At 72.0% G+C, this 24,163-nt stretch carries 20 protein-coding genes and 6 pseudogenes; 3 read left to right on the top strand and 23 right to left on the bottom strand.

Annotated features, from left to right (window positions below; genetic code table 11):
• Nucleotides 1–23: 23 nt before the first annotated feature.
• The 23 genes and pseudogenes from QQK49_RS02420 to QQK49_RS02310 all read right to left on the bottom strand — a co-directional run bounded on the left by QQK49_RS02420 (nucleotide 24) and on the right by QQK49_RS02310 (nucleotide 20,983).
• Entirely contained in the window at nucleotides 24–377 is a 354-nt protein-coding gene (locus QQK49_RS02420; protein WP_284302524.1) for a DUF4229 domain-containing protein, read from the bottom strand.
• Entirely contained in the window at nucleotides 377–1,417 is a 1,041-nt protein-coding gene (ccsB, locus tag QQK49_RS02415; RefSeq protein WP_284302522.1) for a c-type cytochrome biogenesis protein CcsB, read from the bottom strand. The genes QQK49_RS02420 and ccsB overlap by 1 nt, the downstream gene beginning before the upstream one ends.
• Nucleotides 1,414–2,831: pseudogene (locus QQK49_RS02410) on the bottom strand (cytochrome c biogenesis ResB family protein). Before QQK49_RS02410 ends, ccsB begins: the two are co-directional and overlap by 4 nt.
• Nucleotides 2,720–3,001 (bottom strand): annotated as a pseudogene (locus tag QQK49_RS02405) (cytochrome c biogenesis ResB family protein); the annotation flags it as partial. The pseudogenes QQK49_RS02405 and QQK49_RS02410, both read right to left, overlap by 112 nt.
• 167 nt (nucleotides 3,002–3,168) lie before the next feature.
• Nucleotides 3,169–3,945: a cytochrome c biogenesis CcdA family protein gene (locus QQK49_RS02400; protein ID WP_284302519.1), complete on the bottom strand. Its 777-nt coding sequence runs from the start codon at nucleotides 3,943–3,945 to the stop codon at nucleotides 3,169–3,171.
• 3 nt (nucleotides 3,946–3,948) lie between these two features.
• Nucleotides 3,949–4,563, bottom strand: coding sequence for a TlpA family protein disulfide reductase (locus tag QQK49_RS02395; RefSeq protein ID WP_284302518.1), 615 nt, complete (start codon nucleotides 4,561–4,563; stop codon nucleotides 3,949–3,951).
• A pseudogene (locus QQK49_RS02390) lies at nucleotides 4,560–5,167 on the bottom strand (histidine phosphatase family protein). Before QQK49_RS02390 ends, QQK49_RS02395 begins: the two are co-directional and overlap by 4 nt.
• A pseudogene (gene hemL, locus QQK49_RS02385) lies at nucleotides 5,164–6,524 on the bottom strand (glutamate-1-semialdehyde 2,1-aminomutase). Before hemL ends, QQK49_RS02390 begins: the two co-directional pseudogenes overlap by 4 nt.
• A gap of 7 nt (nucleotides 6,525–6,531) precedes the next feature.
• Nucleotides 6,532–7,065, bottom strand: a complete 534-nt coding sequence (locus QQK49_RS02380) for a MarR family winged helix-turn-helix transcriptional regulator (RefSeq protein WP_284302517.1) — start codon at nucleotides 7,063–7,065, stop codon at nucleotides 6,532–6,534.
• Between the two features lie 13 nt (nucleotides 7,066–7,078).
• Nucleotides 7,079–8,098 carry a porphobilinogen synthase gene (hemB, locus tag QQK49_RS02375; protein ID WP_284302515.1) on the bottom strand — a complete coding sequence of 340 codons (1,020 nt, stop codon included), beginning with the start codon at nucleotides 8,096–8,098 and terminating at the stop codon, nucleotides 7,079–7,081.
• A pseudogene (locus tag QQK49_RS02370) lies at nucleotides 8,098–9,764 on the bottom strand (bifunctional uroporphyrinogen-III C-methyltransferase/uroporphyrinogen-III synthase). Before QQK49_RS02370 ends, hemB begins: the two are co-directional and overlap by 1 nt.
• A complete protein-coding gene (gene hemC, locus QQK49_RS02365) occupies nucleotides 9,761–10,801 on the bottom strand; it encodes a hydroxymethylbilane synthase (protein ID WP_284302513.1) in 1,041 nt (346 codons plus the stop codon). The pseudogene QQK49_RS02370 and the gene hemC overlap by 4 nt, the downstream one beginning before the upstream one ends.
• A complete protein-coding gene (locus QQK49_RS02360) occupies nucleotides 10,798–12,120 on the bottom strand; it encodes a glutamyl-tRNA reductase (RefSeq protein WP_284302511.1) in 1,323 nt (440 codons plus the stop codon). Before QQK49_RS02360 ends, hemC begins: the two co-directional genes overlap by 4 nt.
• Before the next feature lie 260 nt (nucleotides 12,121–12,380).
• Nucleotides 12,381–12,656, bottom strand: coding sequence for a glutaredoxin family protein (locus tag QQK49_RS02355; RefSeq protein WP_284302510.1), 276 nt, complete (start codon nucleotides 12,654–12,656; stop codon nucleotides 12,381–12,383).
• Between the two features lie 141 nt (nucleotides 12,657–12,797).
• Nucleotides 12,798–13,763, bottom strand: a complete 966-nt coding sequence (locus QQK49_RS02350) for a lysophospholipid acyltransferase family protein (RefSeq protein ID WP_284302509.1) — start codon at nucleotides 13,761–13,763, stop codon at nucleotides 12,798–12,800.
• On the bottom strand, nucleotides 13,760–14,818 hold the full coding sequence (locus QQK49_RS02345) for an NAD-dependent epimerase/dehydratase family protein (protein ID WP_284302508.1): 1,059 nt from the start codon (nucleotides 14,816–14,818) through the stop codon (nucleotides 13,760–13,762). The genes QQK49_RS02350 and QQK49_RS02345 overlap by 4 nt, the downstream gene beginning before the upstream one ends.
• A gap of 212 nt (nucleotides 14,819–15,030) precedes the next feature.
• Nucleotides 15,031–15,129 (bottom strand): 30S ribosomal protein bS22, encoded by a 99-nt coding sequence (locus QQK49_RS02340; protein WP_003792170.1) that lies wholly within the window; start codon nucleotides 15,127–15,129, stop codon nucleotides 15,031–15,033.
• 225 nt (nucleotides 15,130–15,354) lie between these two features.
• Nucleotides 15,355–16,551, bottom strand: a complete 1,197-nt coding sequence (locus QQK49_RS02335; protein WP_284302507.1) for an acetoin utilization protein AcuC — start codon at nucleotides 16,549–16,551, stop codon at nucleotides 15,355–15,357.
• Nucleotides 16,552–16,617: 66 nt separating this feature from the next.
• Complete coding sequence (locus tag QQK49_RS02330; protein WP_284302504.1) at nucleotides 16,618–17,127, bottom strand: GNAT family N-acetyltransferase; 510 nt, start codon at nucleotides 17,125–17,127, stop codon at nucleotides 16,618–16,620.
• A gap of 130 nt (nucleotides 17,128–17,257) precedes the next feature.
• Entirely contained in the window at nucleotides 17,258–18,088 is an 831-nt protein-coding gene (proC, locus tag QQK49_RS02325) for a pyrroline-5-carboxylate reductase (RefSeq protein WP_284302502.1), read from the bottom strand.
• A gap of 83 nt (nucleotides 18,089–18,171) precedes the next feature.
• Entirely contained in the window at nucleotides 18,172–19,116 is a 945-nt protein-coding gene (locus QQK49_RS02320) for a proline dehydrogenase family protein (RefSeq protein WP_284302500.1), read from the bottom strand.
• A gap of 104 nt (nucleotides 19,117–19,220) precedes the next feature.
• On the bottom strand, nucleotides 19,221–20,021 hold the full coding sequence (locus QQK49_RS02315) for a sugar phosphate isomerase/epimerase family protein (protein ID WP_284302497.1): 801 nt from the start codon (nucleotides 20,019–20,021) through the stop codon (nucleotides 19,221–19,223).
• Nucleotides 20,022–20,050: 29 nt separating this feature from the next.
• Nucleotides 20,051–20,983, bottom strand: a complete 933-nt coding sequence (locus QQK49_RS02310) for a Ppx/GppA family phosphatase (RefSeq protein WP_284302495.1) — start codon at nucleotides 20,981–20,983, stop codon at nucleotides 20,051–20,053.
• 73 nt (nucleotides 20,984–21,056) lie between these two features.
• On the opposite strand from QQK49_RS02310, the gene QQK49_RS02305 reads away from it, so the two are divergent.
• From QQK49_RS02305 to radA, 3 genes and pseudogenes are all read left to right on the top strand, one after another.
• The gene (locus QQK49_RS02305) at nucleotides 21,057–21,890 is read left to right on the top strand and encodes a DUF3109 family protein (protein ID WP_284302494.1); all 834 of its coding nucleotides are present in this window, start codon (nucleotides 21,057–21,059) and stop codon (nucleotides 21,888–21,890) included.
• A gap of 3 nt (nucleotides 21,891–21,893) precedes the next feature.
• Nucleotides 21,894–22,292 (top strand): annotated as a pseudogene (locus tag QQK49_RS02300) (class I SAM-dependent methyltransferase); the annotation flags it as partial.
• A 408-nt stretch (nucleotides 22,293–22,700) separates the two neighbouring features.
• Nucleotides 22,701–24,104 (top strand): DNA repair protein RadA, encoded by a 1,404-nt coding sequence (gene radA, locus QQK49_RS02295; RefSeq protein ID WP_284305805.1) that lies wholly within the window; start codon nucleotides 22,701–22,703, stop codon nucleotides 24,102–24,104.
• The last annotated feature ends 59 nt before the right edge of the window (nucleotides 24,105–24,163 follow it).

Here is a 24,163-nt window from a genome sequence, read left to right as displayed (position 1 = left end):
TGACGCGGTTCGCGCCGGGGTGATCAGCGGAAGGCGTCGGGGTCCTCGGCGGGGGTGGATCGACCGGGGCGCTCGGTGGAGGCGGAGGGGGTGGGGCGCTCGCGACGACCGACCTCGGCGTCCTCGATGTCCTCGTCCAGCGGCGCGCTCTCGCGTCGCGCGGCCTTCTTGGCCTGACGGCTCTCGACACGCTGCACGACGTCGGCGCTCATGCGCTCCCGCAGCCCCGAGAGCAGGAACAGCGAGAGCAGCATCGACACCGTTGCCGCGGCCAGCAGCAGCCACAGCGGGTTCTTGAGGCCGACCAGCCACAGGACCAACAGCGAGGCCAGGAAGAGCAGGATGCGCAGGAGCGAGTACTGGATCGTGGTGTTCATCAGAGTCCCGAGTAGGAGTGCAGGCCGGAGGAGAAGAGGTTGACGACCGTCGTGTTGAGCAGGATGGCCACGTAGCCGGCGACGGCGATGAGGTTGGCCGTGCGTCGCTTCCAGCCGCTCGTGGCGCGGGCGTGGAGGTAGGCGGCGTAGAGGACCCAGATGACGAAGCTCCAGATCTCCTTGGGGTCCCAGCTCCAGTAGGTGCCCCACGCCTTCTGACCCCAGATGGCGCCGGCGATGATCGTGAAGGTCCACAGCGGGAACGCCGCCACGTGCAGCGAGTACGCCAACCGGTCCAGGCGGGCCGCGCTCGGGAGCTCGTCGAGCAGGCTGCCCGCCGGAGCGGCGCCGCCGCCGCGCTCGACCTCGGCCAGGCCGCGCTCACGGCGTTCGACGAGGAGCTGGATCATGAGCACGCTGAAGGCCACCGTGAAGATCCCGATGGAGATGATGGCGATCGGCACGTGGATCGCGATCCAGTAGTCGTCGAGGGCCGGCGCGAGTTCGGCCGCCGGCACGTACCACGACACGAGCGCGAGCCCGAGCACGCACAGCACCGGCAGGACGACGAACAGACCGAGCCACCGCAGCGGGCGGCGTTGGGCCAGGACGAGATACGTGACCAGGGTGGCCGTGGCGCCGGCGACGGCGAACTCGAAGAGGTTGGCCACCGGGGGGCGCATGACGGCGAACCCGCGCAGGGCGATGGAGGCCACGAGCAGCATGGCCGCGAGCCAGCTCAGCATGAGACCGGCGCTGCCCGCCGCGCCTCCGGCCCGCTTCGAAGACACCTCGGACGAGTCGGCCCCACCCGTCGCGTCCTGCACGTCCCCGCGGCCGGCGGAACGGCCGTCGAGGGTCTCCACCTCGGCACCGCCGGCGCCCACGAGCACCGGCGAACGGTCGGCCCGACGGGTCGCCGATCGCTTCGGGGCGAGGCGGGCCAGGTACAGCGTGAAGGCCAGCATCGCGAAGGCGAGCACCCCCATCGCCGCGTACAGCGCGAGGGTGGAGAGCTGGGCCATCTGAGGAGAGGTCATGGGCGATCCGTCCGCGAGTCGGTCTGGTCGATGATAGTTGCCCCGGGCCATCGCTCTCGCAGGTCGTCCGCGAGGTCCTCCAGCAACCCGCCGAGGGCGACGTCCTCACGTTGGGCGAGTCCGGCGAGGAGCACGGTGCTGCGCTCCTCCCCCTCGACGCCGGTGGCCCGCATGAAGACCCGGCGCCGCGAGATCACCAGCGACCCGAGAAGCCCGATGAGCATGAGGATCGCCGACCACATGGCCACGCCCTTGACGGGGTCGTAGCGGGTCGAGATCCCCGCCCAGCGCTCGATGCTCTCGAACTCCACGCTGCCACGCCCACCGGGGAGCGTCACGGTCTGCCCGGGGCGCATCTCCAGGCGCAACGGACGCCCCGTGGCGGCGTCGGCGACGGGCTGCATGGCGCGGGTCTGGAGTTGGTAGACCGACTGCGGCTCGGCGCCCGGGAACAGGTCGCCCTCGAAGACCGACAGGACGAGCAGGGGATCACGCACGTCGGGGAATCCGGACTGGTAGTCCGGCACGTCGTCGCCGGGCACGCCGGAGGTCTCACCGTCCTCACCGACCTGGACGGCGGTGGGCAGGAACACCCCGAGAAGCCGAGATGCTTCGGCGCGGCGGCCGGGACCTTCACCGCGCCCGTCGAGCGGTAGTTGTCGTCGTGCGGCAGGAACGGCGTGGGCTGGCGGTAGATGACGTCGCCGTCGGCGTCGCGCACGGTCAGCACGGGCGCGTACCCGTTGCCGAGCAGGTAGACCTCGGCGCCGTCGAACCGCAGCGGCCGATTGACCTCGAGGGTCTCCGGCCGCGGTTCGCCGCCGGGGGTGTCGCGCACCGTGGTCTCGACGCGGAACTCGCGCGGCGCACCGAGCTGCCCCGTGCCGACACGGTCCTCGAACCTCGCCACCATCGAGTCGAGCGTGACGACGAACGGCTCGAGACCGCCGTCGTCGACCAGCGGCCCGCCGGAGAACGTGTGGTAGGCCGAGCGGGCGTTGGCGAAGCTCTCGCCGATGGGGACGATCCGGTCGCCCTTCCACCCGACGAGGTACCCGGCCGCGAGCGCCACGATGACGGCGAGCACGCCGTAGTGGAACAGCAGGTTGCCCGCCTCGCGCAGGTGACCGGACTCCCCGACACCTCGCGGGTCGTCGCCGCACCGGTGGCGTCGCCGGTGGGGTCGGAGGCCGCCCGCAGCCGGTAGCGCCGACGTCGCAGGAGGTGGCGCACGTGCGACTCGACCTCCGCCGGCGCGGCGGGGATCTCCAGTCGCACACTGTCGCCGAGGCGTTCGGGACGTCGCGGCACCGCCGGCGGGACGGCCCGCAGCGCGCCCCAGAACTGGCCGGTGCGCGGCACGATGCAGCCCACGAGGGAGATGACGAGCAGCAGATAGGTCGCCGAGAACCACACCGAGGTGTAGACGTCGAAGAACTGCAGCCGATCGAGGATCGGACCCCACGTGGGGTTGGCCTCGAGGTACTCGCCGACGGCGGTGACGTCGATGCTGCGCTGGGGGAAGACCGAGCCGGGGATGGCCGCGATCGCCACGAGCAGCAGCAGGATCAGCGCGGTACGCATGCTGGTCAGCTGCCGCCACACGAACCGGGCCCACCCGCGGGCGCCGAGCCGCGGCTCGCGCACCCGGTGGCTACCGGCGTCGTCGCCACCGGCGTCGACTGCGCCGGATCCGCCGGAGCCGGTGTCGAGTCCGTCCGGAGCGCGACCGCTCACCCCACGCCCGCCGCTCACAGCAGCGTCTCGAATCGCTGGACCAGCGTGCTCTGCACCTGGGTCACGAGCACGCCCCACCCGCCGGTCACCAGGAGGATGCCGACGAGCAGGAGGAGTCCGCCGCCGAGGAGCTGGACGGCGCGGGTGTGGCGACGCAGCCACGCCGAGGTCTGCACGGCCTTCGACCACCCGGCGGCGATGAGCAGGAACGGAACTCCGAGTCCGAGGCAGTACGCGAGTCCGAGCGCCGCGCCGCGGGCGATGACGTGCTCGTCACCGCGCAGGTCGGTGGCGAGGGTGTAGATGACGGCGACCGTCGGGCCCATGCAGGGCGCCCAGCCCAGGCCGAAGACGACGCCCAGCAGCGGCGCTCCCGCGAGTCCGGCGGCCGGTCGCCACCGCGGCGTCCACGCGCGCTGGGTGCCCGCCCCGGCCCCCACGCCCAGAAACACCAGGGCGAGCAGGATGACGACCACGCCGCCGATCTGCCGGAGCAGGTCGCCGTGCAGGCGCAGGAACGACCCCGTGACCGTGGCCAGCAGGGTGCCCGTCATGAAGACCAGGGAGAACCCGAGGACGAACAACAGCGCCCCGGCGAGGACCCGCGGTCGCGGCTGGTCGGCCAGGGGGCGTTCGGTCGCGCCGGTGACGAACCCGAGGAATCCCGGCACGAGCGGCAGCACGCACGGTGAGGCGAACGACACGACACCCGCGACGAGTGCCACACCCACCGCCAGGAGGAGGTTTCCGTCGAACAGGAGCCCGGCGAGGCCGCCGGAGGCGACGAGCATGCCTCAGCCCTTCGCGGCGACGTCGTCGACGAGGCCCGTGAGGGTGGCGGCGGTCGTCTCGCCCACGACCCGGGCGGCGATGCGGCCCTGGGTGTCGAGGACGAGGGTCGTGGGAGGTGTGGAGGCCTTCTCCTGCAGGGCGATCAGGGCCACGCCGCCGTCGTCCTCCAGCGAGGGGTAGCTGGTGCCGGTGCGCTGCAGGAACGCCGCGGCGGTCGCGGGGCTCTCACCGCCGGTGTTGACGCCCATGAACTGCACCTTGTGGTCGCGCTTCTGCAGGGTGGTCCAGGCCTTCTCGAGTTCGGGCATCTCCGAGACGCACGGCGGGCACCACGACCCCCACACGTTGAGGACGACGATGCCGCCGCGATGATCGACGCTCGACCAGTCCTCACCGGTGAGGGTGCGGCCGGTCAGCTCGACGGGCTCGCCGCGCTCGTCGGGCGCGAGGGTCTCGATGCGGCCGTCGCCGCTGTTGTAGGCGCGGTCGGCGACCTCACGGGCCTGGCCCGCGACGGTGTTGGTGCCGCCCTCGTCGGTGCAGCCCGCCAGGAGCAGGAGGGGAAGGGCGAGCGTGGCGGCGGCGAACCGGGCGGGGCGAGTGGAACGAGGGGTCATAGATCTGCGCAGGGCTCCGAGTAGGCGAGCGAGGACAGGACGTCGTCGTGGTAGGTCAGGGTCGTCACCGAGGCGAGGGTGCACTCCCGGCGCCGCGGGTCGTGCCAGAGGCGCCGCCCCTCGGCGTGGCGGCGCGCGGTCCAGACGCACAGTTCGTGTGAGACCAGCACGATCTCGCGCCCGTGGGCGAAGTCGCGCGCCGCGTCGATCGCCGCCGACATCCGTTGCGCGATCGAGTCGTAGGACTCGCCCCAGGAGGGACGCAGTGGATCGACGAGCAGGTGCCAGTACCTGGGGTTGAGCAACTGGGCGGGGCGCGAGCCGATCGGCGTGCCCTGGAAGTGGTTGCCCGCCTCGATGAGACGTTCGTCGGAACGCACCTGCATGTCGTGCGCCCGGGCGATGGGCGCCGCGGTCTCCTGGGCACGCTCGAGCGGGGAGGCGGTGACGGCCGCGAGGTCGTTGCCGGCGAAGTACTCCCCAGCCGCTCGGCCATCCGCTGTCCACGGGCCGAGAGGTGGTATTCGGGGAGTCGGCCGTACAGCAGACGATCGGGGTTCTCGACCTCGCCGTGACGGACGAGATGAACGATCGTGCGGGTCATCCCGCCATCCTGCCACGGCTTGCTGAGGCTGCCCTGGCAGCGGCCGGCAGCGCATCGAGGACCCGGCCGACGGCCTCGTCGTCGTGGGAGGCGCCGACGAACCAGGCCTCGAAGGCGCTCGGCGGCAGGTGCACGCCCGAGTCGAGCATCGAGTGGAAGAACGCGCCGAACGCCGGGAGGTCCTGGGCGCGGGCGTCGTCGTAGTCGCGCACGACGCCGGTCTGCGCGGGACGAGAGCCCTCGGAGGTGAAGAAGACGCTGAACATGCTGCCTGCCCACTGCACGAGGTGGGGCACGCCCTCGGCGCTGAGCGCGGCGGAGGCGGCGTCGGCGATCGTGCGCGAGACCTCGTCCAGGCGCGTGTAGACCTCGGGGGTGCAGCCGCGCAGGGTGGCGAGCCCGGCGGCCGTGGCCACGGGGTTACCCGACAGCGTGCCCGCCTGGTAGACCGGGCCGAGCGGCGCCAGGTGACTCATGATGTCGGCCCGCCCGCCGAACGCAGCGGCCGGGAACCCGCCGCCCATGACCTTGCCGAACGTGAACAGGTCGGGCGCGCCGCCGGAGTAGGGCCCCTCGAGCCCGTACCACCCGGATCGGCTACAGCGGAAGCCGGTCATGACCTCGTCGGAGATGAGCAGCGCACCGTGGGCGGCGGTCACCCGGCGCAGGGCCTCGGTGAACCCCTCCTCGGGTGGCACGACACCCATGTTGCCCGGGCTCGCCTCCGTGATGAGGCAGGCGATCTCGGAGCCGTGCTCGGCGAACGCGGTCTCGAGGGCCTCGACGTCGTTGTACGGCAGGACGATCGTCTCGCCCGCCGCCGACGTCGGCACCCCCGCCGAATCGGGCAGGGCGAACGTCGCGACACCGCTGCCCGCGTGCGCGAGGAGCGCGTCGACGTGGCCGTGGTAGCAGCCGGCGAACTTGACGACCTTGCTGCGGCCGGTGAACCCGCGCGCCAGGCGGACGGCGCTCATCGTGGCCTCGGTGCCGCTGCTCACGAGCCGCACCTGCTCGACCGGCTCGACCCGCGAGACGATCTCCTCGGCGAGCAGCACCTCGTTCTCGCTGGGTGTGCCGAAGCTGAAGCCGCGGGAGGCGGCGTCCTGCACAGCGGCCATGACGTCGGGGTGGGCGTGTCCGAGGATCATCGGCCCCCAGGAAGCGATGAGGTCGACATAGGTGGCGCCGTCGACATCGGTCAGCCACGGGCCCTTCGCCTCGCGGATGAAGCGCGGCGTGCCCCCGACGGCCCGGAACGCGCGGACCGGGCTGTTGACGCCCCCGGCGTGACCGCGGTCGCACGGTCGAGGAGTCGGGCCGACTGGACTGCTGCGTTGTCGTTCATGGTTCCCATCCTGTCCTCAGCGGGCCGTGCGGGGCGACGCGGGGTCACCTTCGCCGAGGATGCCGTCGCGGATCCGGGCCATCGCGGCCCCCAACTGCGCGAGTCCTTCCGCCCCGAGGTGGTCGACGAGGTGGCGACGGACGCTCGCCACATGCGTGGGGGCGACGCGGTCGAGCAACGCCGACCCCTCGTCGGTGAGCCACAGGTCCACGCCGCGGCCGTCGCCGGGAGCCGGGCGTCTCTGCACCAGGGCCCGCCGCTCCAGGCGGGTGGCGGTGTGGGTCAGGCGACTTCGCGACTGGACGACCTGATCGGCGAGCTTGGACATGCGCAGGTGGCGTCCGTCGGCCTCCGAGAGCAGGGCGAGGATCTCGTACTCGCTGAGCTGGAGTCCGTGCCGCTGCAGATCGTGGTCGAGGGCGTCGTCGAGCAGGCGGCTGCCGGCGAGATAGGCCCGCCAGGCACGCTGTTCGCGCTCGGTCAACCACTCCTGGCGCGGGCGCGGGACATCGCGTCCCCGCCGGGGGTCCGCGGGCCGATCGGCGCTCATCTGTCCTCGCTCGTCATCCGTTGAGGCGGCGCGCGACCTCGAGGGCGTAGTACGTGAGGACCGAGCCCGCACCGGCCCGCCGGATCGCCGTGAGCGACTCCAGCACGACCCGGTCGCGGTCGATCCAACCCCGCTCGGCGGCCGCCTCGATCTGCGCGTACTCACCGGAGACCTGGTAGGCGGCCGTCGGCACCCCGGCCTGCGCCGCCACGTCGGCGACCTTGGCGAGGATGTCGAGATAGGGCAGTGCCGGCTTGACCATGACCATGTCGGCGCCCTGCTCCATGTCCAGGCGCACCTCGCGCAGCGACTCCGCGGCGTTGGCCGGGTCCTGCTGGTAGGTGGACCGGTCGCCCTGCAGCGTCGACTCGACCGCGTCGCGGAACGGACCGTAGTAGCCCGAGGCGTACTTGGCAGCGTAGGCGAGCACGACGACGTCGGAGCGGCCGTGGGCGTCGAGGGCGTCGCGCACGACGCCGACCTGGCCGTCCATCATCCCGGACAGGCCGAGCACGTGCGCCCCGGCGTCGGCCTGGGCCAGCGCCATCGCGGCGTACCGCTCGAGCGTCGCGTCGTTGTCGACGACGGTCTCACCGCGCGGGCCGGTTGTGAGCACGCCGCAGTGTCCGTGGTCGGTGAACTCGTCCAGGCACAGGTCGGCCATGACGAGGGTGTCGTCGCCGACGGCCTCACGGACCGTCGCGAGCGCCACGTTGAGGATGCCGTCGGGGTCGTCGGCCCCGGTGCCGGTGGCGTCACGTTGCTGCGGCACGCCGAACAGCATGAGTCCACCGACGCCCGCGGAGACGGCCTCGCGCGCCGCCGTCACGAGGGAGTCCAGGCTGTGCTGCTCCACCCCCGGCATCGACGTGACGGGTCGCGGACCGTCGGCGCCCTCCCTGACGAACAGGGGCCAGATGAGTTCGGCCGGGTGCAGCCGCGTCTGGGCGACGAGACGCCGCATGGCCGGGGTGCTCCGCAGCCGGCGCGGACGGATGCGCCCGGCCGAGCGGTCGAGGTTCGCCTCGGACATCAACGCGCCTTCCGGCGTCCGGCGGGACGCTTGTCGCTGGGCCGGCGGACGTCCTCGCCCGCCTCGAGGGCGGCGGCGCGCAACCGGTGTCCGTAGTCGGCCAGGGCGTCGACCAGGGCCGCGGAGGAGGCCTCGTCGGCCAGGACCGAGACGGTGAGCCCGTGGTCCTCGGCGGTCTTGGCCGTGGCCGGCCCGATGCACGCCACCACCGTGGTCGGGTGGGGCTTGCCGGCGATGCCGACGAGGTTGCGCACCGTGGAGGAGGAGGTGAAGACCACCGCGTCGTAGTCGCCCTGCTTGATGGCGTCGCGGATCTCGACGGCCGGAGGCGCCGCGCGCACGGTGCGGTAGGCCGTGACGTCGTCGACCTCCCAGCCCATCTCCTGCAGACCGGCCACGAGGGTGTCGGTCGCGATGTCGGCGCGCGGCAGGAAGACCCCGTTGATCGGGTCGAGCACGTCGTCGTACGGCGGCCACACCTCGAGCAGGCCCTTGGCCGACTGCTCACCCGTGGGCAGCAGGTCGGGCTCCAGGCCCATCTCGCGCAGCGCGTCGGCCGTCACGCCGCCGACCGCGGCGATCTTGAGGCCCGCGAACGCCCGCACGTCGAGGCCGATCTCCTCGAGCTTCTCGCGCACGGCCCGCACGGCGTTGACCGAGGTGAACCCGACCCACTCGTACCGACCGGTGACCAGGCCCTTGATCGCGCGCTGCATCTGCTGCGGCGTGCGGGGGCCTCGACGCTGATCGTCGGGACGGTCTCACCGCGGGCGCCGTACTCGGCCAGGCGCTCGATCGTCGGACCCGCCTGGTCCTTGGTGCGCGGCACGAGGACACGCCACCCGAACAGCGGCTTGGTCTCGTACCAGGACATCTCGTCGCGCAGCGGAACCGTCGCCCCGACGAGCGCGACGTCGGGCTGCAGGTCGCCCCGACGCAGCAACGCGGACGCCTCGGCCAGGGTCGTGGTCGTCGTCTTCTGCTCGACCGTGGTGCCGTGCTCGGTGAGCGCCACCGGGGTCGCGCCGTCGCGCCCGGCCTCGAGCAGCCGGTCGAGGCCGTCGGCGAGCTGGGCGGCGTCGGTGCCGATGACGACGACGGTCGTCGTGGACGCCACACCGCCACCCCAGTCGGCGTCGGAGGTCGCGGCGTCGACGATGTGCACCGAGGCCGACTCGCGCGAGGTCAGCGGGATGCCGGCGTACGCGGCGACCCCGGCCGACGTGCTCACGCCGGGTACGATCTCGGTGCTGTGCCCGGCCTTGTGGCAGGCGGCGAGCTCGGCGGCGAGGCCGTGGAAGGCCGTCGGGTCGCCCGTCATCAGCCGCACCAGCAGCCCCGGACCACCCGCGGTCGCGGCGCCGTTCTGCGCGGCGTTCTTGGCGACCTGGGTCGCGGCGCGGGCGACGAGCTTGGCCCACGAGGCGTGGGTGAGCGCGCTGCCACGGTCGCCCTGCGTGGTCTCGATGATCGTGACGTCCTCACGACCGAACTGCTTGACGATGTCCTCGGCGGCGACCGAGTCGACGACGACGGCGTCCGCCGCCGCGAGCAGGTCGGTGGCCCGGACGGTCAGCAACGAGTGGTCGCCGGGGCCCGCGCCGACGAAGGCGACGCGTGCCGTCTGCGTCGAGATTCCGTCGACCGGGCGGCTGGTGGTGCTCACGGTGTCTGCTCCTTGATGGCGCCCGTGTCACGGGGGCTTCGCGTACGGCCGTCGGGGTCTCCCGACGGCGGCGTGTGTGTGGGGGTGCGGGCGAGCACGCTCGCCGGGATGCGGTCCGCTCCGTCCGTGAGGAGCTCGGCCGCGAGGGAGGATCCGAGACGCAGGGGATCCTGTGGGTCGCCCGTGGCGCGCCGCCGCAGGGCGATCGACCCGTCGTCGCTGCCGGCGAACGCCTCGAGGACGAGTTCACCGGCCTCCAGGTGGGCGCGGGCGCCGATGGGGGCGGTGCATCCGGCCTCCAGTGCGCGCAGGAGCGCCCGTTCGGCGGTCACGGCGGTGCGGGTGGCCTCGTGATCGAGGGCGCGGACGACCTCGATCACCTCGGTGTCGCTCTCGCGACATTCCACGGCCAGGGCGCCCTGCCCGGGGGCGGGCAGCATGACGTCGACGTCGATGACGTCGGTGATCTGCTCGGCCAGGCCGAGCCGGCGCATGCCGGCACCGGCGAGGATCACGGCGTCGAGTTCACCCGTGGTCGTGCGGCGGATGCGGCTCTCGACGTTGCCGCGGATGGCGGTGACCTGCAGGTCGGGCCGGTGCACGAGCACCTGCGCCGCCCGACGGGGCGACCCGGTGCCCACGGACGCACCGGCCGGCAGACCGGCGAGATCGAGACCGTCGCGGGCCACGAGGACGTCGCGCGGGTCCTCCCGCTCGGGGATGGCGGCGACCACGAGGCCCGGTTCGGGCAGCACCGGCAGATCCTTGAGGGAGTGCACGGCCAGGTCGACCTCACCGGCGCGCAGGGCCTGCCGCAGCGCGGAGGCGAAGACGCCCGTGCCACCGATCTGGGTCAACGGCGCCAGGTTGACGTCACCCTCGGTGACGACCTCGACGAGTTCGACCTCGTGCCCGAGGGCGCGGAGCTTGTCGGCGACCCACCCGGACTGGGTCGTCGCGAGGCGGCTGCGGCGGGTGCCCAGACGCAGCGGGCGGGGTGAGGATCCGGAGTGTCCGGCGGGAGCGGGTCGTGTCATGGCAGATCCCTCGTTCCGCCGCGCTCCGGGGGCCGGGTGACCGTGGCGACGTGCTCGTGGTCGAGGTCGAACAGTTCGCGCAGCGCCTGGGCGTAGTCGCCGCCGCCGGTGCCGTTGGCCACGAGCTCTTTGACCCGCACGGTCGGGGTGTGCAGCAGCTTGTCGACGACGCGGTGCACGGTCCGCTCCACCTCGGCGCGCGTCTGGGCGTCGACGCCGGTCAGGCGCGTGTCGAGTCGGTCGAGTTCGGCGCGGACGACGGCCGCGGCATGCCGGCGCAGCGCGGCGACAGCCGGTGCGACCGACTCCTGGCGACGGGTCATGAGGAACGCGGCGACCTCGGAGACCACCATGTCCTCGACCTGGCGCAGGGCCTCGCCGCCGATGGACACGTCGGACAGCGCGCGGCCGAGGTCGTCGAGCGCGACCACCAGGCATCCGGGCAGGTCGGCGATCTCGGGGTCGACGTCGCGCGGGAGGGCGAGGTCGACGAAGGCGACCGGCCGTCCCTGCCGGCCGGGCAGCATGCGGCGCACCACGTCGGCCTCGACGACCTGACCCATGGCGCCGGTGCAGGAGAGGACGACGTCGGCCTCGGCGAGCGCCTCGGGCAGCTCGTCCCAGTTGCGGGCCGTGGCACCCGTCGCCGCCGCGAGCCGGCGGGTGCGTTCGGGCGTGCGGTTGATGACCGTGAGCGACCTCACGTCGTGGCGGACGGCCGTGGTGGCGACGAGCGAACTCATCGCGCCGGCACCGATGACCAGGACCGAGGCGTGCGACAGGTCGCCGACGTGCTCCTGGGCGCGGCTCAACCCCACCTCGACGAGGGACGAGCCGTAACGGTCGAGTTCGGTGTCGGAGTGGGCCCGCTTGCCGACGCGCAGGGCGTGCTGCAGCAGCAGGTTGAGCTGGTGACCGACGGACCCCGAGTCCTGCCCCCGCGAGAGGGTGCCGCGCACCTGGCCGAGGATCTGCGCCTCGCCCACAGCCATGGCGTCAAGACCGCAGGCCACCGAGAACACGTGCGCGATGGCCCGGTCCTCGTAGTGGACGTAGAAGGCCGCGTTCAGCTCGTCACGATCGACCTGCGTCTCGTCCGCGACGGCCTCACCGATGTGCGCGACCGCTCCGTGGAACGTGGACGCCTCGGCGTACACCTCGAGCCGGTTGCAGGTCGACAGCAGCGCGACCTCCTCGATGTGCTCACCGGACAACAGGGTCCGGGTGAGGGAGTCGAGTCGGGTGTCGTCGAGCGAGAGACGCTCCAGCAGAGACATGTCCGAGCTGCGGTGGGAGATTCCCATGACCACCAGGCTCATCGACCTACCCCCCGCCCGGTGCAGAGAACGGGCGCACTACGATGGCGGCGTCGCCCGTCCGTGGCCGATGCGGCATGAACGGTCAACGGTGTCTCCGGCTCCTGATCGATCGTGGATGACGTGGGCGTCCCCGTCAGGTCTTCGTTCACCTTAGATCCACCCCTCGTCCGGGACAAATGCCGACCGGCGTCGACTCGCCTCGCGAGACAGGGGGATCTCGACCGTTCCGCCGGTCGAGCCGAGCCGCCGGACTGCGCCGCTCACGCGCTGCGCGCCGCGCCGATCCGTCCCGCGAGTTCGTTGCGCAGTCGTCGCTCGCTCACGCGCCAGTAGTCGTGGACCTGACCGTCGATGAGCGTGACGGGGATCTGCTCCCACCACATCGGGTCGGGATCGGGGATGTCGGCCAGCGACAACTCCTCGAATCCGGCGCCGAGATCGCTGGTGACCCTGGTGACGACATCACGGGCCAGCGTGCACAGATGACAGCCGGGTTTCGTGATGAGCGTGACGGTGGGTGCCCATGTGCTCTCCATGCGGACCACTGTATGACGATCGTCCTGATTCTCCGACATTCGACGGTGGCCATCCCCCACCCCGGACCGGGTTCGCCTGGGGCCCATCCGTGCTCCGAGCTGCACGGATGCACCCGGAGGGCCGCGTTCGCAGGGCCGTCGTCAGCCGCCGGTGAACGGGGAACCGCGCTGCGCCAACAGGGCGTGCAGGGTGCGTTGGATCGTCTGGCGGACCTGGTCGGTCACCTCGAACACCGTGAGGGGGTCGTCGGCGTCCTTCGCCCCCAGGCCGGCGGTGTCCATCGGCGTCCCGAACTCGATGATCCACTTGGTCGGCAGAGGCACCAGCCCGAACAGTCCCAGATGCGGGAACGTGGGCGTGAGCGGGAAGTACGGCAGCCCGAGCAGCTTCGCCAGCGGCGCGAGGTCGGTGATCATCGGGTAGGCCTCCTCGGCCCCGACCACCGAGCACGGGATGATCGGCACTCCCGCCCGCAGCGCCGTCGCGACGAAACCGCCGCGGCCGAAGCGCTGGAGGTTGTACCGGTCGGCGAACCGCTTACCCACGCCCTTGAACCCCTCGGGCCAGACCCCGACCACCTCGCCGTCCTCGAGCAACCTGGCCGCGTCGAGCTGACTGGCCAGGGTCGATCCCGAGCGCCGCGCGACGTCGCCCACCAGCGGCGCCGCGAACACCAGGTCCGCCCCGAGCGGCCGCAGGAAGCGGTGCGCCGGGTGCGCGTCGTGGACGGCCACCGTGGTCATCATCGTGTCGATCGCGATCGTGCCGGAGTGGTTCGACACGATGAGCGCGCCGCCGGTGGAGGGGATGTTCTCGATCCCGCGGACCTCGACGCGGAACCACCGGTGGTAGAGCGGCCGCAGGATCGGGATGTAGACCGACTCGGTGAACTCGGCGTCGAACCCGAACTCGTCGACGACGTAGTCGCCCTCGAGCCGACGGCGCAGGAAGGCCAGGGTCGCGGCCACGGCCTCCTCGGCCTCCTCCGCATCCAGACCGGCCTGATCGGCCGCCCACCGCAGCATCCGCGTGAGGATCCGGACGGCCTCCTCGGGGTCGGTGCCCGGCGGCAACATCGACACCAGGTGGCGCAGGAGCTCCGTCACGTGCCCTCCTCCACGAGCAGCTCGTCGTCGGCGGGATCGACGTCGTCGGGGAGGTCGGCGACGGCGCCCGGCCCCGGACGCGTGAGGTGCGTGTGCGACGGCGCGACACCCCAGGTCTCCTGCGCGAACCACTCGAAGGTCTCGCGGGTGGTCAGTCGCGGCGTGAATCCGAGGACCTCGCGCATCCGCCGCACGTCGAGGCAGCGGCCGTACATCACGTAGTCGATGTGATCGGGGTCGACGTCGGAGACCCCCGCCCAACGGGTGAGCGCCCCGAGGGCGCGGCCGGTCGTGGTGAGCACCGGCACCGAGGGGCGGCGGGCGATCCGCAGGGCCTGGCGCAGGGTGAGGATGCCGTCGCCCGCGACGTTGACGGTGCCGACGGGCTCGCCGGCCGCGGCCGTGACCAGGGCTCCGACGGCGTCGTCCTCGTGCAGCGCCTGCAGGCGCGCGTCGAACCCGAACGGCACCGGCACCACGGGGGCGCGCAGGTAGTTGCTCATGGCGCTGCGGGTGTGGGTGCCGAACACGTGCGTCAGGCGCAGCACGCTCACCCCGACGTCGGGGCGCCGCTGCGCCAGTGCCCGCACGTACGACTCGACCTCGATGGCATCGCGCACGTGACCGGCGCGGGCCCGCACGTTGACCGGGCTCTGCTCGGTGACGATCGCGGGCGAGGAGGCCGAGGCGCCGTACACGGATCCGGTCGAGGCGAGCACCACGTGCCGCAGCGCGGGGACGGCCTGGCAGAGCCCGAGGAGCTGCATGGTGCCGATGACCGTGGCCTCACGCTGGGAGGTCCGCGCCGAGCGCGACCCGGTGGTGGGCACCGCGCCGAAGTGCACCAGGGTCCCGATCTCCGCCTGACGCACGACCCGCCCGAGGATCGGGTTGCGGACATCCGTGCGCAGGAACTCCGCGCCACCGAGCGGGAACGCCGGGCTCTGCACGTCGACGCCGATGACCCGGTCGACGTCGGGACTCCCGGCCAGCCGGCGCGCGACGCCGGCGCCCAGGTAGGAGGACACACCGGTGACGAGGATCGTCGTCGACATCCGCCCCTCCTCGTCGTTCTGCCTGGATCCTAACGAGTCACGCCGCCTGCGAAACCGCTACGCGGACGCGTGATCGCCCAGGGCCGCCGTCGACGCCGGAGCCGGGCACGCATCAGGCCGGGGTCGCCGACGACGACCACGGCCCGGACACGATCGGCCGGAGCCGACCTGCGTGACGCAGACCTGCTCCTCGCCTGGATCCGCCTTGCGGACTACTTCTTGTTACGACGCTGGTGGCGCGTCTTGCGAAGCAGCTTGCGGTGCTTCTTCTTCGCCATACGCTTGCGGCGCTTCTTGATGACAGAGCCCATAGAAAACCTCATCGATCACACCGGAGAACCCGGTGATTGGGGTGGTTCGGCTGATCGGCGCGAGTCGACCGGCCCGGATGAGAAACGGCAGTCATGGTCGGCCGTTGTCCCGGCAGTCATGCTCAGCGCGCTTCGTGCCCACCGCGTCGGCGCAGGCCGATGCGACAGACGATCTCCCCGAGCTTAGCGTGCACGGGCGCCGGGGGAAAACGCGGCGGTGCCCGATCAGTCGAACCAGAGGTCCAGTCCGTGATGGGGGAAGGCGGCCTCCCGCGTCTTCATCACCGCTCGGTCGACGGCGTCCTCGGGGTCGAACCCGGCATCCCACGACCGCCACCAGATGCGCCCCTTCTCCGACGTGCCGTCGCCCATGGTCGGCGGCGCCTCCTCACCCATACGTGTGAGCACATCGTCGCGCCAGGAGGCGGGCACCTCGGTGTCCACCGAGATCGGCCGGTGCAGCGCGAGGCCGACGACGTGGGTCCACGCCCGCGGCACGACCTGCACGATCTCGTATCCCCCACCGCCGAGCGCGACCCACTTGCCGCCGCACAGCTCGTGGGAGAGGTCGTGCAGGGTGTCCGCGGCGATCCGCTGGGCGTCGACCGAGACCGACAGGTGCGCCAGGGGGTCGCTGTAGTGGGAGTCCGCGCCGTGCTGGGTGATGAGGATCTGGGGTCGGAAGGCCCGCAGGATCGGGGGCACGACGGCGTGGAAGGCCCGCAACCACCCGACGTCGCCCACGCCGGGCGGGAGGGCGATGTTGACCGAGGAGCCCAGCGCGTCGGGACCGCCGAGGTCGCCGGGAAAGCCCGTGCCCGGAAAGAGCACCGTGCCGGTCTCGTGCATCGACATCGTCAGGACGCGAGGGTCCTTGTAGAACATGCGCTCGACGCCGTCGCCGTGATGGGCGTCGATGTCGACGTAGGCGATCCGCTCGACACCGTTGTCCAGCAGCCAGTCGATGGCCACGCCGGCGTCGTTGTAGATGCAGAATCCGGCAGCGGTGTTCGGCATGGCGTGATGCAACCCGCCCGCGAAGTTGACCCCGTGCGGGACCTCACCGCGCCAGACACCCTCGGCGACGGCGCGCGTCCCCTCGGCGATGCGGGCACTCACGTCGTGGATGCCGAGGAAGGCCGGGTCGTCCTCCGTGCCGAGCCCGAAGCGCGGGTCGGCCGACGACGGATCCGCCGAGGCGCGACGCACGGCCTCGATGTACTCGGCCGAGTGCACCCGCGCGAGGAGGTCGTCGTCGGGGGTGTCGGGCACCACCAGCTCGACCTCACCCTCGTCGAACAGACCGAGGGCACGGCACAACCGGGCGGTGAGATCCAACCGGATCGGGTTCATCGGATGTCCCTCACCGAAGTCGTACGCGGTGAAGGAGTCGTCCCAGACGATGCGGGCCTGTGTCGCCATGGTCGAACGCTATCCGTCAGGCAGGCCGAGGCGGCGCGTTCGCGCCGACGGAGTTGCGCAGGGAGGTCAGCGCCGCAGCGCCAGGACCATCGCGAGCTCTTCCTCGATCCCCTCCGAGCGCGCGGACTCGGTGCGGGGCTCGCGGCGGTGCTCGGTCGGACGGAACCCGTAGCTGCTGGCGAACGCGACGGCGCGCGCGTTGTCGGTACCCACCCAGTAGACGAGCTGGGAAGCGCCCTTCTTCTCGGCGAGTTCGCTGGCCGCGACGACCAACTTGGCGGCCAGACCCTCACCGCGTAGGGACGGTGAGATCCACAGGCTGAAGAGCTCGGCGGCGTTCTCGAACAGGGCCTCGTTCATGCGCACGGAGGCGATGCCGACGGGGTCGTCCCCGGAGTAGCAGATCATGCGGTCGGAGCGGTTCATGCGGTCGCGCCACAGCTGCTCGTCGTAGTCCTCTTCGGTCGCGATGTCGGCGACGAACGCCTCGGGAGACTCGCGCAGCGCCCGCAACCGCATCTCGCGGTACAGCTCCCACTCCGCCTCGGACAGCACACGAACGGAGAACTCCGACATGAGGTTCCTTTCCTCGCAACCAGGCTGGGCCCCCGCCACAGCGGCCATCACCACAGTAACAGCGCCGATCGACCCTCTGTCGACCACTGCCGGAGCGTGAAGTGTACGCCGTTCCGCGGCCCTCCAGGGGTCAGGCGCCCAGTTCGGCGGACCGTTTCGTCGACGCGCTCACGGCTGCCCCGAGGTGGTGACGCACCGCGCCCGCGTCGAGGACCCGCAGGGCCGCGGCGGTGGAGCCACCGGGGCTCGTCACCTGTTCACGCAGCGTCGCGGGCGGTTCGTCGCCCTGGCGGACCATGGCCGCCGAACCGAAGAGGGTCTGCGCCACCAGCCGCGTGGCCATCGGGCGGGGCAACCCCTCCAGCACGCCGCCCTCGATGAGGGCGTCGGCGACGTAGAAGAGGTAGGCAGGCCCGGATCCCGACAGTCCGGTGGCGGCGTCCTGCAACCGCTCGGGCACGACCTCGGTACGTCCGCAGGCGTTGAGCAGTTGCTCGACGGCCTCGAGGCGATCCTTGCCGCAGTGCTCGCCGGGGGTGAGGACGAACATGCCCTCCCCCACGAGCGCCGGGGTGTTCGGCATCACGCGCACGACCGGGACGCCCGCGCCGGCGTGCCCTTCGAGGGTCGAGAGCGTCACGCCCGCGGCCAGCGACACCACCAGCGTGTCCTCCGACAGCTCGGCGGCGATCTCGTCCAGCAGGTCGGCCGCCACGTGGGGTTTGACGGCGAGAAAGACGATGTCGGCATCCCGCGTGGCCGCGACGTTGTCGTCGGAGGTCTGGACGCCCCGCTCGGCCCACGGCCGCAGTGCGTCCTCGTCGATGTTGGTGACGATCACCGACTCGGCCGACAGATCGGCCGCCAGCAGGCCCGAGAGCACCGCGCCTCCCATCATCCCCGCGCCGAGCACGGCGATCCGAGCCTCGAAGGTCGACAGGTCGGGGGTGTCGCTCGTCATTGCTCGTCTCCTGGCTGGTCGATGATGCGCGTCGACGGCTGGTCGGGTCGTCGTGGTCGGTGGAACGGGCTGCGTCGAGGTCGTCAGCGGGCTGTGGCCCTGACCAGGGCGAGGATCTCGCGGGGGCTGTCGGCCACGCGCCTGGCGAGGTAGGGGTACCAGTCCTCGCCGAACGGGACGTAGACCCGCATGCGGTCGCCCCGGTCGGCGATCTCGGCCTGCTTGTCCGGGCGCACCCCGTAGCGCAACTGGTACTCGAGGGTGGAGGGGTCGCGCCCCAACCGTCGGCACAGCGTCTCCGAGAGGTGGATCAGTCGTTCGTCGTGGGTGGCGACGGCGACCTTGCTCGCCCCTTCGAGCAGCGGTTGGACGGCCCGGACGTAGGCGAGGTCGACGTCGTGCTGGCGGCCGAAGGCCTCGGGATCGGGACCGGGTGCCCCCTTGGTGAGGCGGACACGGGCGCCGGCGCGCGCCAGCGAGCGGCAGTCGCTCTCGGTGCGCCGTTGACACGCCTGGAGGCTGATCGCCGTCTCGGGGTGGTCGACGCGGATGTGGTGGAACGCCTCGATGGTGAGGTCGGCGGGGATCGCGGGCTCGACCTCGAGGGTGAGGGTGACGCCGTGCTCGGCGCCGGCCTCCGCCAGCTCACGCAGGTGGTCGCGGGCGGCGTTGCGTCCGGGGTTGCCCAGGCCCGCACCGAGCGCCGAGAGCCTGATGCTCACGTCGGCGAACCCGTCGTCGGTGAGCCCGGCGTCGGACAGGCGGCGGATGAGTTTGCGGATGCGCTTGGCGCGCTTGACGGTGCGCGCGAGATCCTGCGGCTCGCTGACGAGGTGGGTCAGGCTGACGCACCGGCCGCGGGCGGCGAGCCAGGAGGCGACGTCCATCGCCGAGGAGATCGACTCCCCCGCGATGTAGCGGCGCACGATCTCGTGACTCATCGTGCGGTTCTCTGCGGCGCGACGCAGACGGGCGTCGGTCGCCACCCGGATCAGCGCGTCCTGCACGGTCAGACGAGCGGCCTCCACGCCGTCCCCTTCCGAGTTCGGCCCCTCACCGGGGGCATCTCGATCCTCACCACGGCCAGGCTAGTCGGTCCCACCGACAGGCCGCGCGACCGGAGCAGGCGGCATCAGGTGAACTCGCCGCCGTCCGCCAGGTGCGTGCGGGCGAACTCCAGGGACTCACGCAGGTCGGCGTCGCGTCCCTCCGGGGTCAGGCGCCGCGTTCCGACCTCGACGGCCACCACGCCCTCGAACCCCGAACCGCCCAGCCGGCGCAGGAACTCGTCGCACGGTTGGGTGCCGCGACCGGGGACGAGGTGCTCGTCCTTGAGGGAGCCCGACCCGTCCGCCAGGTGCACGTGCGCCAGGCGCGAGCCGAGCTCTGCCTGCATCGCCAGGACGTCGCTGCGTGAGGTCGCCGAGTGCGACAGGTCGAGGGTCACGCTGTCGTAGGACATCGGCACGGGGTCCCACGCGGGCAGGTACACCTGCAGCTCCTTGCCGGCGCGCCAGGGGAACATGTTCTCCACGGCCAGGCGCAGGCCGCTGTCGGCCTCGCGTTGCACGACGCCCTCGACGAACCCGGTCGCGTACTCCTTCTGCCACCGGAACGGCGGGTGCAGCACGACGACGTCGGCGTCCAGCTCGTGCGCGAGCTCGATGGAGCGGTCGATCTTGTCCCACGGCGAGGAGCCGTACACGCGCTGGGTGACGAGCAGCGTCGGTGCGTGGATCGAGCGGACCGGCATTCCGTGCTCGTCGACGAGGCGGCGCAGACCCTCCGCATCCTGGGTGGTGGGGTCGGACAGGACCATCACCTCGATCCCGTCGTACCCGAGCCGCGCGCCGATCTCGAAGGCCGCCGCCGGACCCAACGGATACACCGACGAGGTCGACAGCGTCACCTCGGGACCCGCGCGACCACTCATGGTGCCAGCGTAGAGGCCGCCGGCCTCGCTCACGGAGCCGGGATGAGGTCCAGCTGCTGCAGGATGACGCCCTCGCGCAGCGCCCAGGGGCACACGACGAGTTCCTCGATGCCGGCGAGGTCCATGACCGCCTCGACGACCATCGCGCCGCCGAGGACCTGCAGCGAGCGGGTGGCCGACACCCCGGGCAGCTCGGCGCGCTTGGCCTGCGGCATCGCCGCCAGCTGCGGCAGGACCTCCTTGAGGTCGTCGCGGGCCAGGGTGCGGCGGGTGTAGATGCCCTCTCCGCTCGGCGCCGCGCCGGTGAGCCGCGCCAGCGAGCGGATCGTCTTGCTCGTGCCGACGTACAGGTCGGGGACGCCGACCTTGTTGAGGTCGCGCATGACCTTGGCGATCTCGGCCCGGATCATCTTGCGGACCTTCTTGACCTGCGCGGGCTTGGGCGGGTCGCCGGCCAGGTGTTCACGGGTGATGCGCCCGGCACCCAGCGGGAGCGACAACGCCACGTCGGGGTCCTCGTCCAGCCCCGAGGCCAGCTCCAACGACCCGCCGCCGATGTCGACCAGCAGCAGACGTCCGGCCGACCAGCCGAACCACCGGCGGGCCGCGAGGAACGTCAGCCGCGACTCGTCGGCGCCCGGGAGGACCTTGAGCTCGACCCCCGTCTCCTTGCGGATGCGCTCGAGGATGTCGTCGCCGTTGCGGGACTCGCGGATCGCGCTCGTGGCGAACCCCATGAGCGCCTCGACGCCGTAGTCCTCGGCGACGTCGAGACATTCGCGCACGAACCCGAGCAGGCGCGCCGAGCCCTCGTCGCTGATCGCACCCTTCTCGTCCATGTAGTCGAACAGCCGCAGATCGACCTTGTGCTTGCTCGCCGGGATGGGGTGGGCACCCCAGAACGCGTCCACCACCAGCAGGTGGACCGTGTTGGATCCGACGTCGATGACTCCCATGCGCATGCGGGAAAACTACCCCCTCCGGCCCCGCGCTCAGCGCTCGGCACCCCGGCGGAGGCACGCGTAGCCTGGCGCGATGACCACCGAGCCGGGCGCGACGCGGCCCAGGAGAGCCGACGAGTGCGACGAACCGTCGACGCGCATCTGGGTGGAGTTCGACGACCCCGCCGAGGAGGGCCGCCGGTTCCGGTGCGACTTGACGTGGCTCACCTCCGACTACCACTGCGTCTTCGGGGCGGGATGTCCCGGCATCGACGCCGACCGTCCCGACGACGGCTGCTGCACCCTGGGCGCCCACTTCACCGACGACGAGGACCGCGTGCGGGTCGAGGCCGTCGTCCGCGACCTGGGGCCGCAGGAGTGGGAGCTGCGGGAGGAGGCCCTCACGGACGGCTGGACCGAGTTCGAGGACGGTGAGGAGAAGACCCGCGTCGTCGACGGCGCGTGCATCCTGCTCAACGGGCCGGGCGCTCCGGCCGGGGCGGGGTGCGCGTTGCACCACCACGCGGTGGCGCGGGGTCTCCAGCCGCACACGGTCAAGCCCGACGTGTGCTGGCAGCTGCCCCTGCGCCGCACCTACCGCGACGTCACGCTGCCCGACGAGACCGAGTACCAGGAGGTCAGCATCGGGGAGTACACGCGGGCGGGCTGGGGTCCGGGTGGCCACGATCTCGACTGGTACTGCACGGCCTCACCGCGGGCGCACACCGGGAGCGCGCCGCTGTTCCGCACGTCCGAGGCCGAACTCGTGGAGTTGATGGGCCGGCCCGCCTATGACGAACTCGCCCGGCGCTGCACGGCGCACCTGGCCTCGGTCTCCGCGCTGAGCCACGTGCCGGAGGGGGCGCGGATGCTGCCGCTGCTCGTCCATCCGGCGACGCTCGCGGCGCGGGCGAACGAGCGCGGGTGAACGATGAACCACGAGTCGGGACCGGGCACGTTGCGCAGCCCGAACATCTGGGAACACCCCGAGGTGTACGAGATCGAGAACCGCGCGTTCGACCGCGCCGGACTCGTCGAGGCGGCGATGGCGGAGATCGCGCCCGGCCCGTGGCGTCATCTGCTCGACATCGGCTGCGGTGACGGCTTCCACCTGCCGCGGTGGGCCGAGCGAGCGGGGCGGGTCACCGGCGTCGAGCCGCATCCGCCGCTGGTCGAGCGGGCCCGGCGGCGTCTCGAGGCCTGTGCGCCGGAGTCACGCTCGCGCGTCGAGGTGGCGCAGGCGCCGGCACAGGACCTGCCCGTCGAGGACGGCTGCGTCGACGTGGCCCACGCGCGGTGGGCCTACTTCTTCGGCCCCGGCTGTGAGCCCGGCCTGGCGCAACTGGACCGGGTGATGGCGCCGGGGGAACGGCTTTCGTCATCGACAACGGCATCACGACCTCTACGTTCGGGGCCTGGTTCCGCCGCTCCCACCCCGACTACGACCCCTTCGCGGTCGCGCGGTTCTGGCGCCGGCGGGGGTGGACCCGGCACCCGATCCTCACCTCGTGGCAGACGGACACCCGCGCCGACTTCGAGGCGATCGTGCGCATCGAGTTCGCGCCGCACCTCGCGCAGGCGATCCTGGCCGAGCACCCCGGCAGCAGCGTCGACTACGCGGTCGATGTGTGGTGGCGGCGGTACTGAGAGGCCGCTGAGCTGCAGCGACACGGGATTCTTCGGCCCTGCGGGCGTGGGAGGGCAAGGGTTGTCGGTGGGGCGCTCTAGCCTTCGTGACATGTCGACCTCCACCGCCTCCGCACGGCGAAAGTCCGCCCGCAGCACACCGCAGGGGCACCGGTGCACCGAGTGCGGGTGGACCTCGATCAAGTGGGTCGGGCGTTGCGGCGGCTGTCAGGCGTGGGGCACGGTCGTCGAGATCCACGCCGCACCGGCCGGGCGCACACGTCCGTCCGGGAGCGTGAACCGGCCCGCGGTCCCCATCGGTGAGGTCGACGCCCGGGCGGCTCAGGCCAAGAGCACCGGGGTCGCCGAGTTCGACCGCGTCCTCGGCGGCGGGTTGGTGCAGGGCGCGGTCGCGCTCGTCACCGGCGAGCCGGGGATCGGCAAGTCGACCCTTCTGGTCGACGTGGCGGCACGCGCCGCGCGGCTGGGTCGCACGGTCCTCTACGTCACCGGCGAGGAGTCGGCCGCGCAGGTGCGGTTGCGGGCCGAACGCATCGGGGCGATGGCCGACGGGCTCTACCTCGCTGCGGAGTCCGACCTCGGCACCGTCCTCGCGCAGATCGACCGCCTCTCCCCCGACCTGTTCATCCTCGACTCGGTCCAGACCATCTCCTCCACCGAGGTCGAGGGGTCCGCCGGCAACGTGTCGCAGGTGCGCGAGGTCGCTGCGGCCGTCATCGGGGCGGCCAAGGAGCGGGACATGTCCACGCTGCTCGTCGGCCACGTCACCAAGGACGGCGGCATCGCCGGCCCCCGCGTGCTCGAACACCTCGTCGACGTCGTCGTGCAGTTCGAGGGCGACCGGCACACCCGGCTCCGCCTCGTGCGGGCGGTCAAGAACCGGTACGGCCCCACCGATGAGGTCGGGTGCTTCGACCTCGGCGAACACGGCATCCTCGGGCTCGCCGACCCCAGCGGACTCTTCCTGTCCAGCCGCGACCTCGAGGTGCCCGGCACCAGCGTCACGGTGACGCTCGAAGGCCGGCGCCCTCTGGTCTGCGAGGTCCAGGCCCTGCTCACCCAGGCCGGTGGCGGGTCACCCCGGCGCACCACGAGCGGGCTCGACCACTCCCGCGTCGCGATGGTGTTGGCCGTCCTCGAGAAGCACGTCAAGATCCCCGTCGGCACCTGCGACTGCTATGTCTCCACGGTCGGCGGCGTCAGGCTGTCCGAGCCGGCCTCCGACCTCGCGACCGCGATGTCGGTGGCCAGTTCGCTGGCCGACCGGCCGTTGCCGCGCAGCACCGTCGTCATCGGCGAGGTCGGGCTCGCGGGCGAACTGCGGCCCACCGCCGGGGTCGCGCGGCGCCTGGCCGAGGCCGGTCGGCTGGGCTTCACCCAGGCCGTCGTCCCGGCGGGATCGGTCGAGGCGGGCGACATGCCGCGTGGGCTGCGCGTCCATCAGGTGCAACGGCTCGCCGAGGCGGTACAAGGGCTGATCGGCTCAGGCCGGTAGAGTCGGCATACGTCCTGCTCAGCGCCCATGTACCGCCCATGTGCACTGATCGGTTCGCG

Source organism: Mobilicoccus caccae, from assembly GCF_030161635.1.
GTDB lineage: Bacteria > Actinomycetota > Actinomycetes > Actinomycetales > Dermatophilaceae > Mobilicoccus > Mobilicoccus caccae.
The sequence above is the reverse complement of the archived record's forward strand: the minus strand, read 5'-3'. Positions and strand labels throughout refer to the sequence as shown.

What these genes read in the sequence shown, in the direction of transcription:
- QQK49_RS02420 (WP_284302524.1), bottom strand. Translation starts at nt 377, where the DNA reads ATGAACACCACGATCCAGTACTCGCTCCTGCGCATCCTGCTCTTCCTG.
- ccsB (WP_284302522.1), bottom strand. Translation starts at nt 1,417, where the DNA reads ATGACCTCTCCTCAGATGGCCCAGCTCTCCACCCTCGCGCTGTACGCG.
- QQK49_RS02400 (WP_284302519.1), bottom strand. Translation starts at nt 3,945, where the DNA reads ATGCTCGTCGCCTCCGGCGGCCTCGCCGGGCTCCTGTTCGACGGAAAC.
- QQK49_RS02395 (WP_284302518.1), bottom strand. Translation starts at nt 4,563, where the DNA reads ATGACCCCTCGTTCCACTCGCCCCGCCCGGTTCGCCGCCGCCACGCTC.
- QQK49_RS02380 (WP_284302517.1), bottom strand. Translation starts at nt 7,065, where the DNA reads ATGAGCGCCGATCGGCCCGCGGACCCCCGGCGGGGACGCGATGTCCCG.
- hemB (WP_284302515.1), bottom strand. Translation starts at nt 8,098, where the DNA reads ATGTCCGAGGCGAACCTCGACCGCTCGGCCGGGCGCATCCGTCCGCGC.
- hemC (WP_284302513.1), bottom strand. Translation starts at nt 10,801, where the DNA reads ATGACACGACCCGCTCCCGCCGGACACTCCGGATCCTCACCCCGCCCG.
- QQK49_RS02360 (WP_284302511.1), bottom strand. Translation starts at nt 12,120, where the DNA reads ATGAGCCTGGTGGTCATGGGAATCTCCCACCGCAGCTCGGACATGTCT.
- QQK49_RS02355 (WP_284302510.1), bottom strand. Translation starts at nt 12,656, where the DNA reads ATGGAGAGCACATGGGCACCCACCGTCACGCTCATCACGAAACCCGGC.
- QQK49_RS02345 (WP_284302508.1), bottom strand. Translation starts at nt 14,818, where the DNA reads ATGTCGACGACGATCCTCGTCACCGGTGTGTCCTCCTACCTGGGCGCC.
- QQK49_RS02340 (WP_003792170.1), bottom strand. Translation starts at nt 15,129, where the DNA reads ATGGGCTCTGTCATCAAGAAGCGCCGCAAGCGTATGGCGAAGAAGAAG.
- QQK49_RS02335 (WP_284302507.1), bottom strand. Translation starts at nt 16,551, where the DNA reads ATGGCGACACAGGCCCGCATCGTCTGGGACGACTCCTTCACCGCGTAC.
- QQK49_RS02330 (WP_284302504.1), bottom strand. Translation starts at nt 17,127, where the DNA reads ATGTCGGAGTTCTCCGTTCGTGTGCTGTCCGAGGCGGAGTGGGAGCTG.
- proC (WP_284302502.1), bottom strand. Translation starts at nt 18,088, where the DNA reads ATGACGAGCGACACCCCCGACCTGTCGACCTTCGAGGCTCGGATCGCC.
- QQK49_RS02315 (WP_284302497.1), bottom strand. Translation starts at nt 20,021, where the DNA reads ATGAGTGGTCGCGCGGGTCCCGAGGTGACGCTGTCGACCTCGTCGGTG.
- QQK49_RS02310 (WP_284302495.1), bottom strand. Translation starts at nt 20,983, where the DNA reads ATGCGCATGGGAGTCATCGACGTCGGATCCAACACGGTCCACCTGCTG.
- QQK49_RS02305 (WP_284302494.1), top strand. Translation starts at nt 21,057, where the DNA reads ATGACCACCGAGCCGGGCGCGACGCGGCCCAGGAGAGCCGACGAGTGC.
- radA (WP_284305805.1), top strand. Translation starts at nt 22,701, where the DNA reads ATGTCGACCTCCACCGCCTCCGCACGGCGAAAGTCCGCCCGCAGCACA.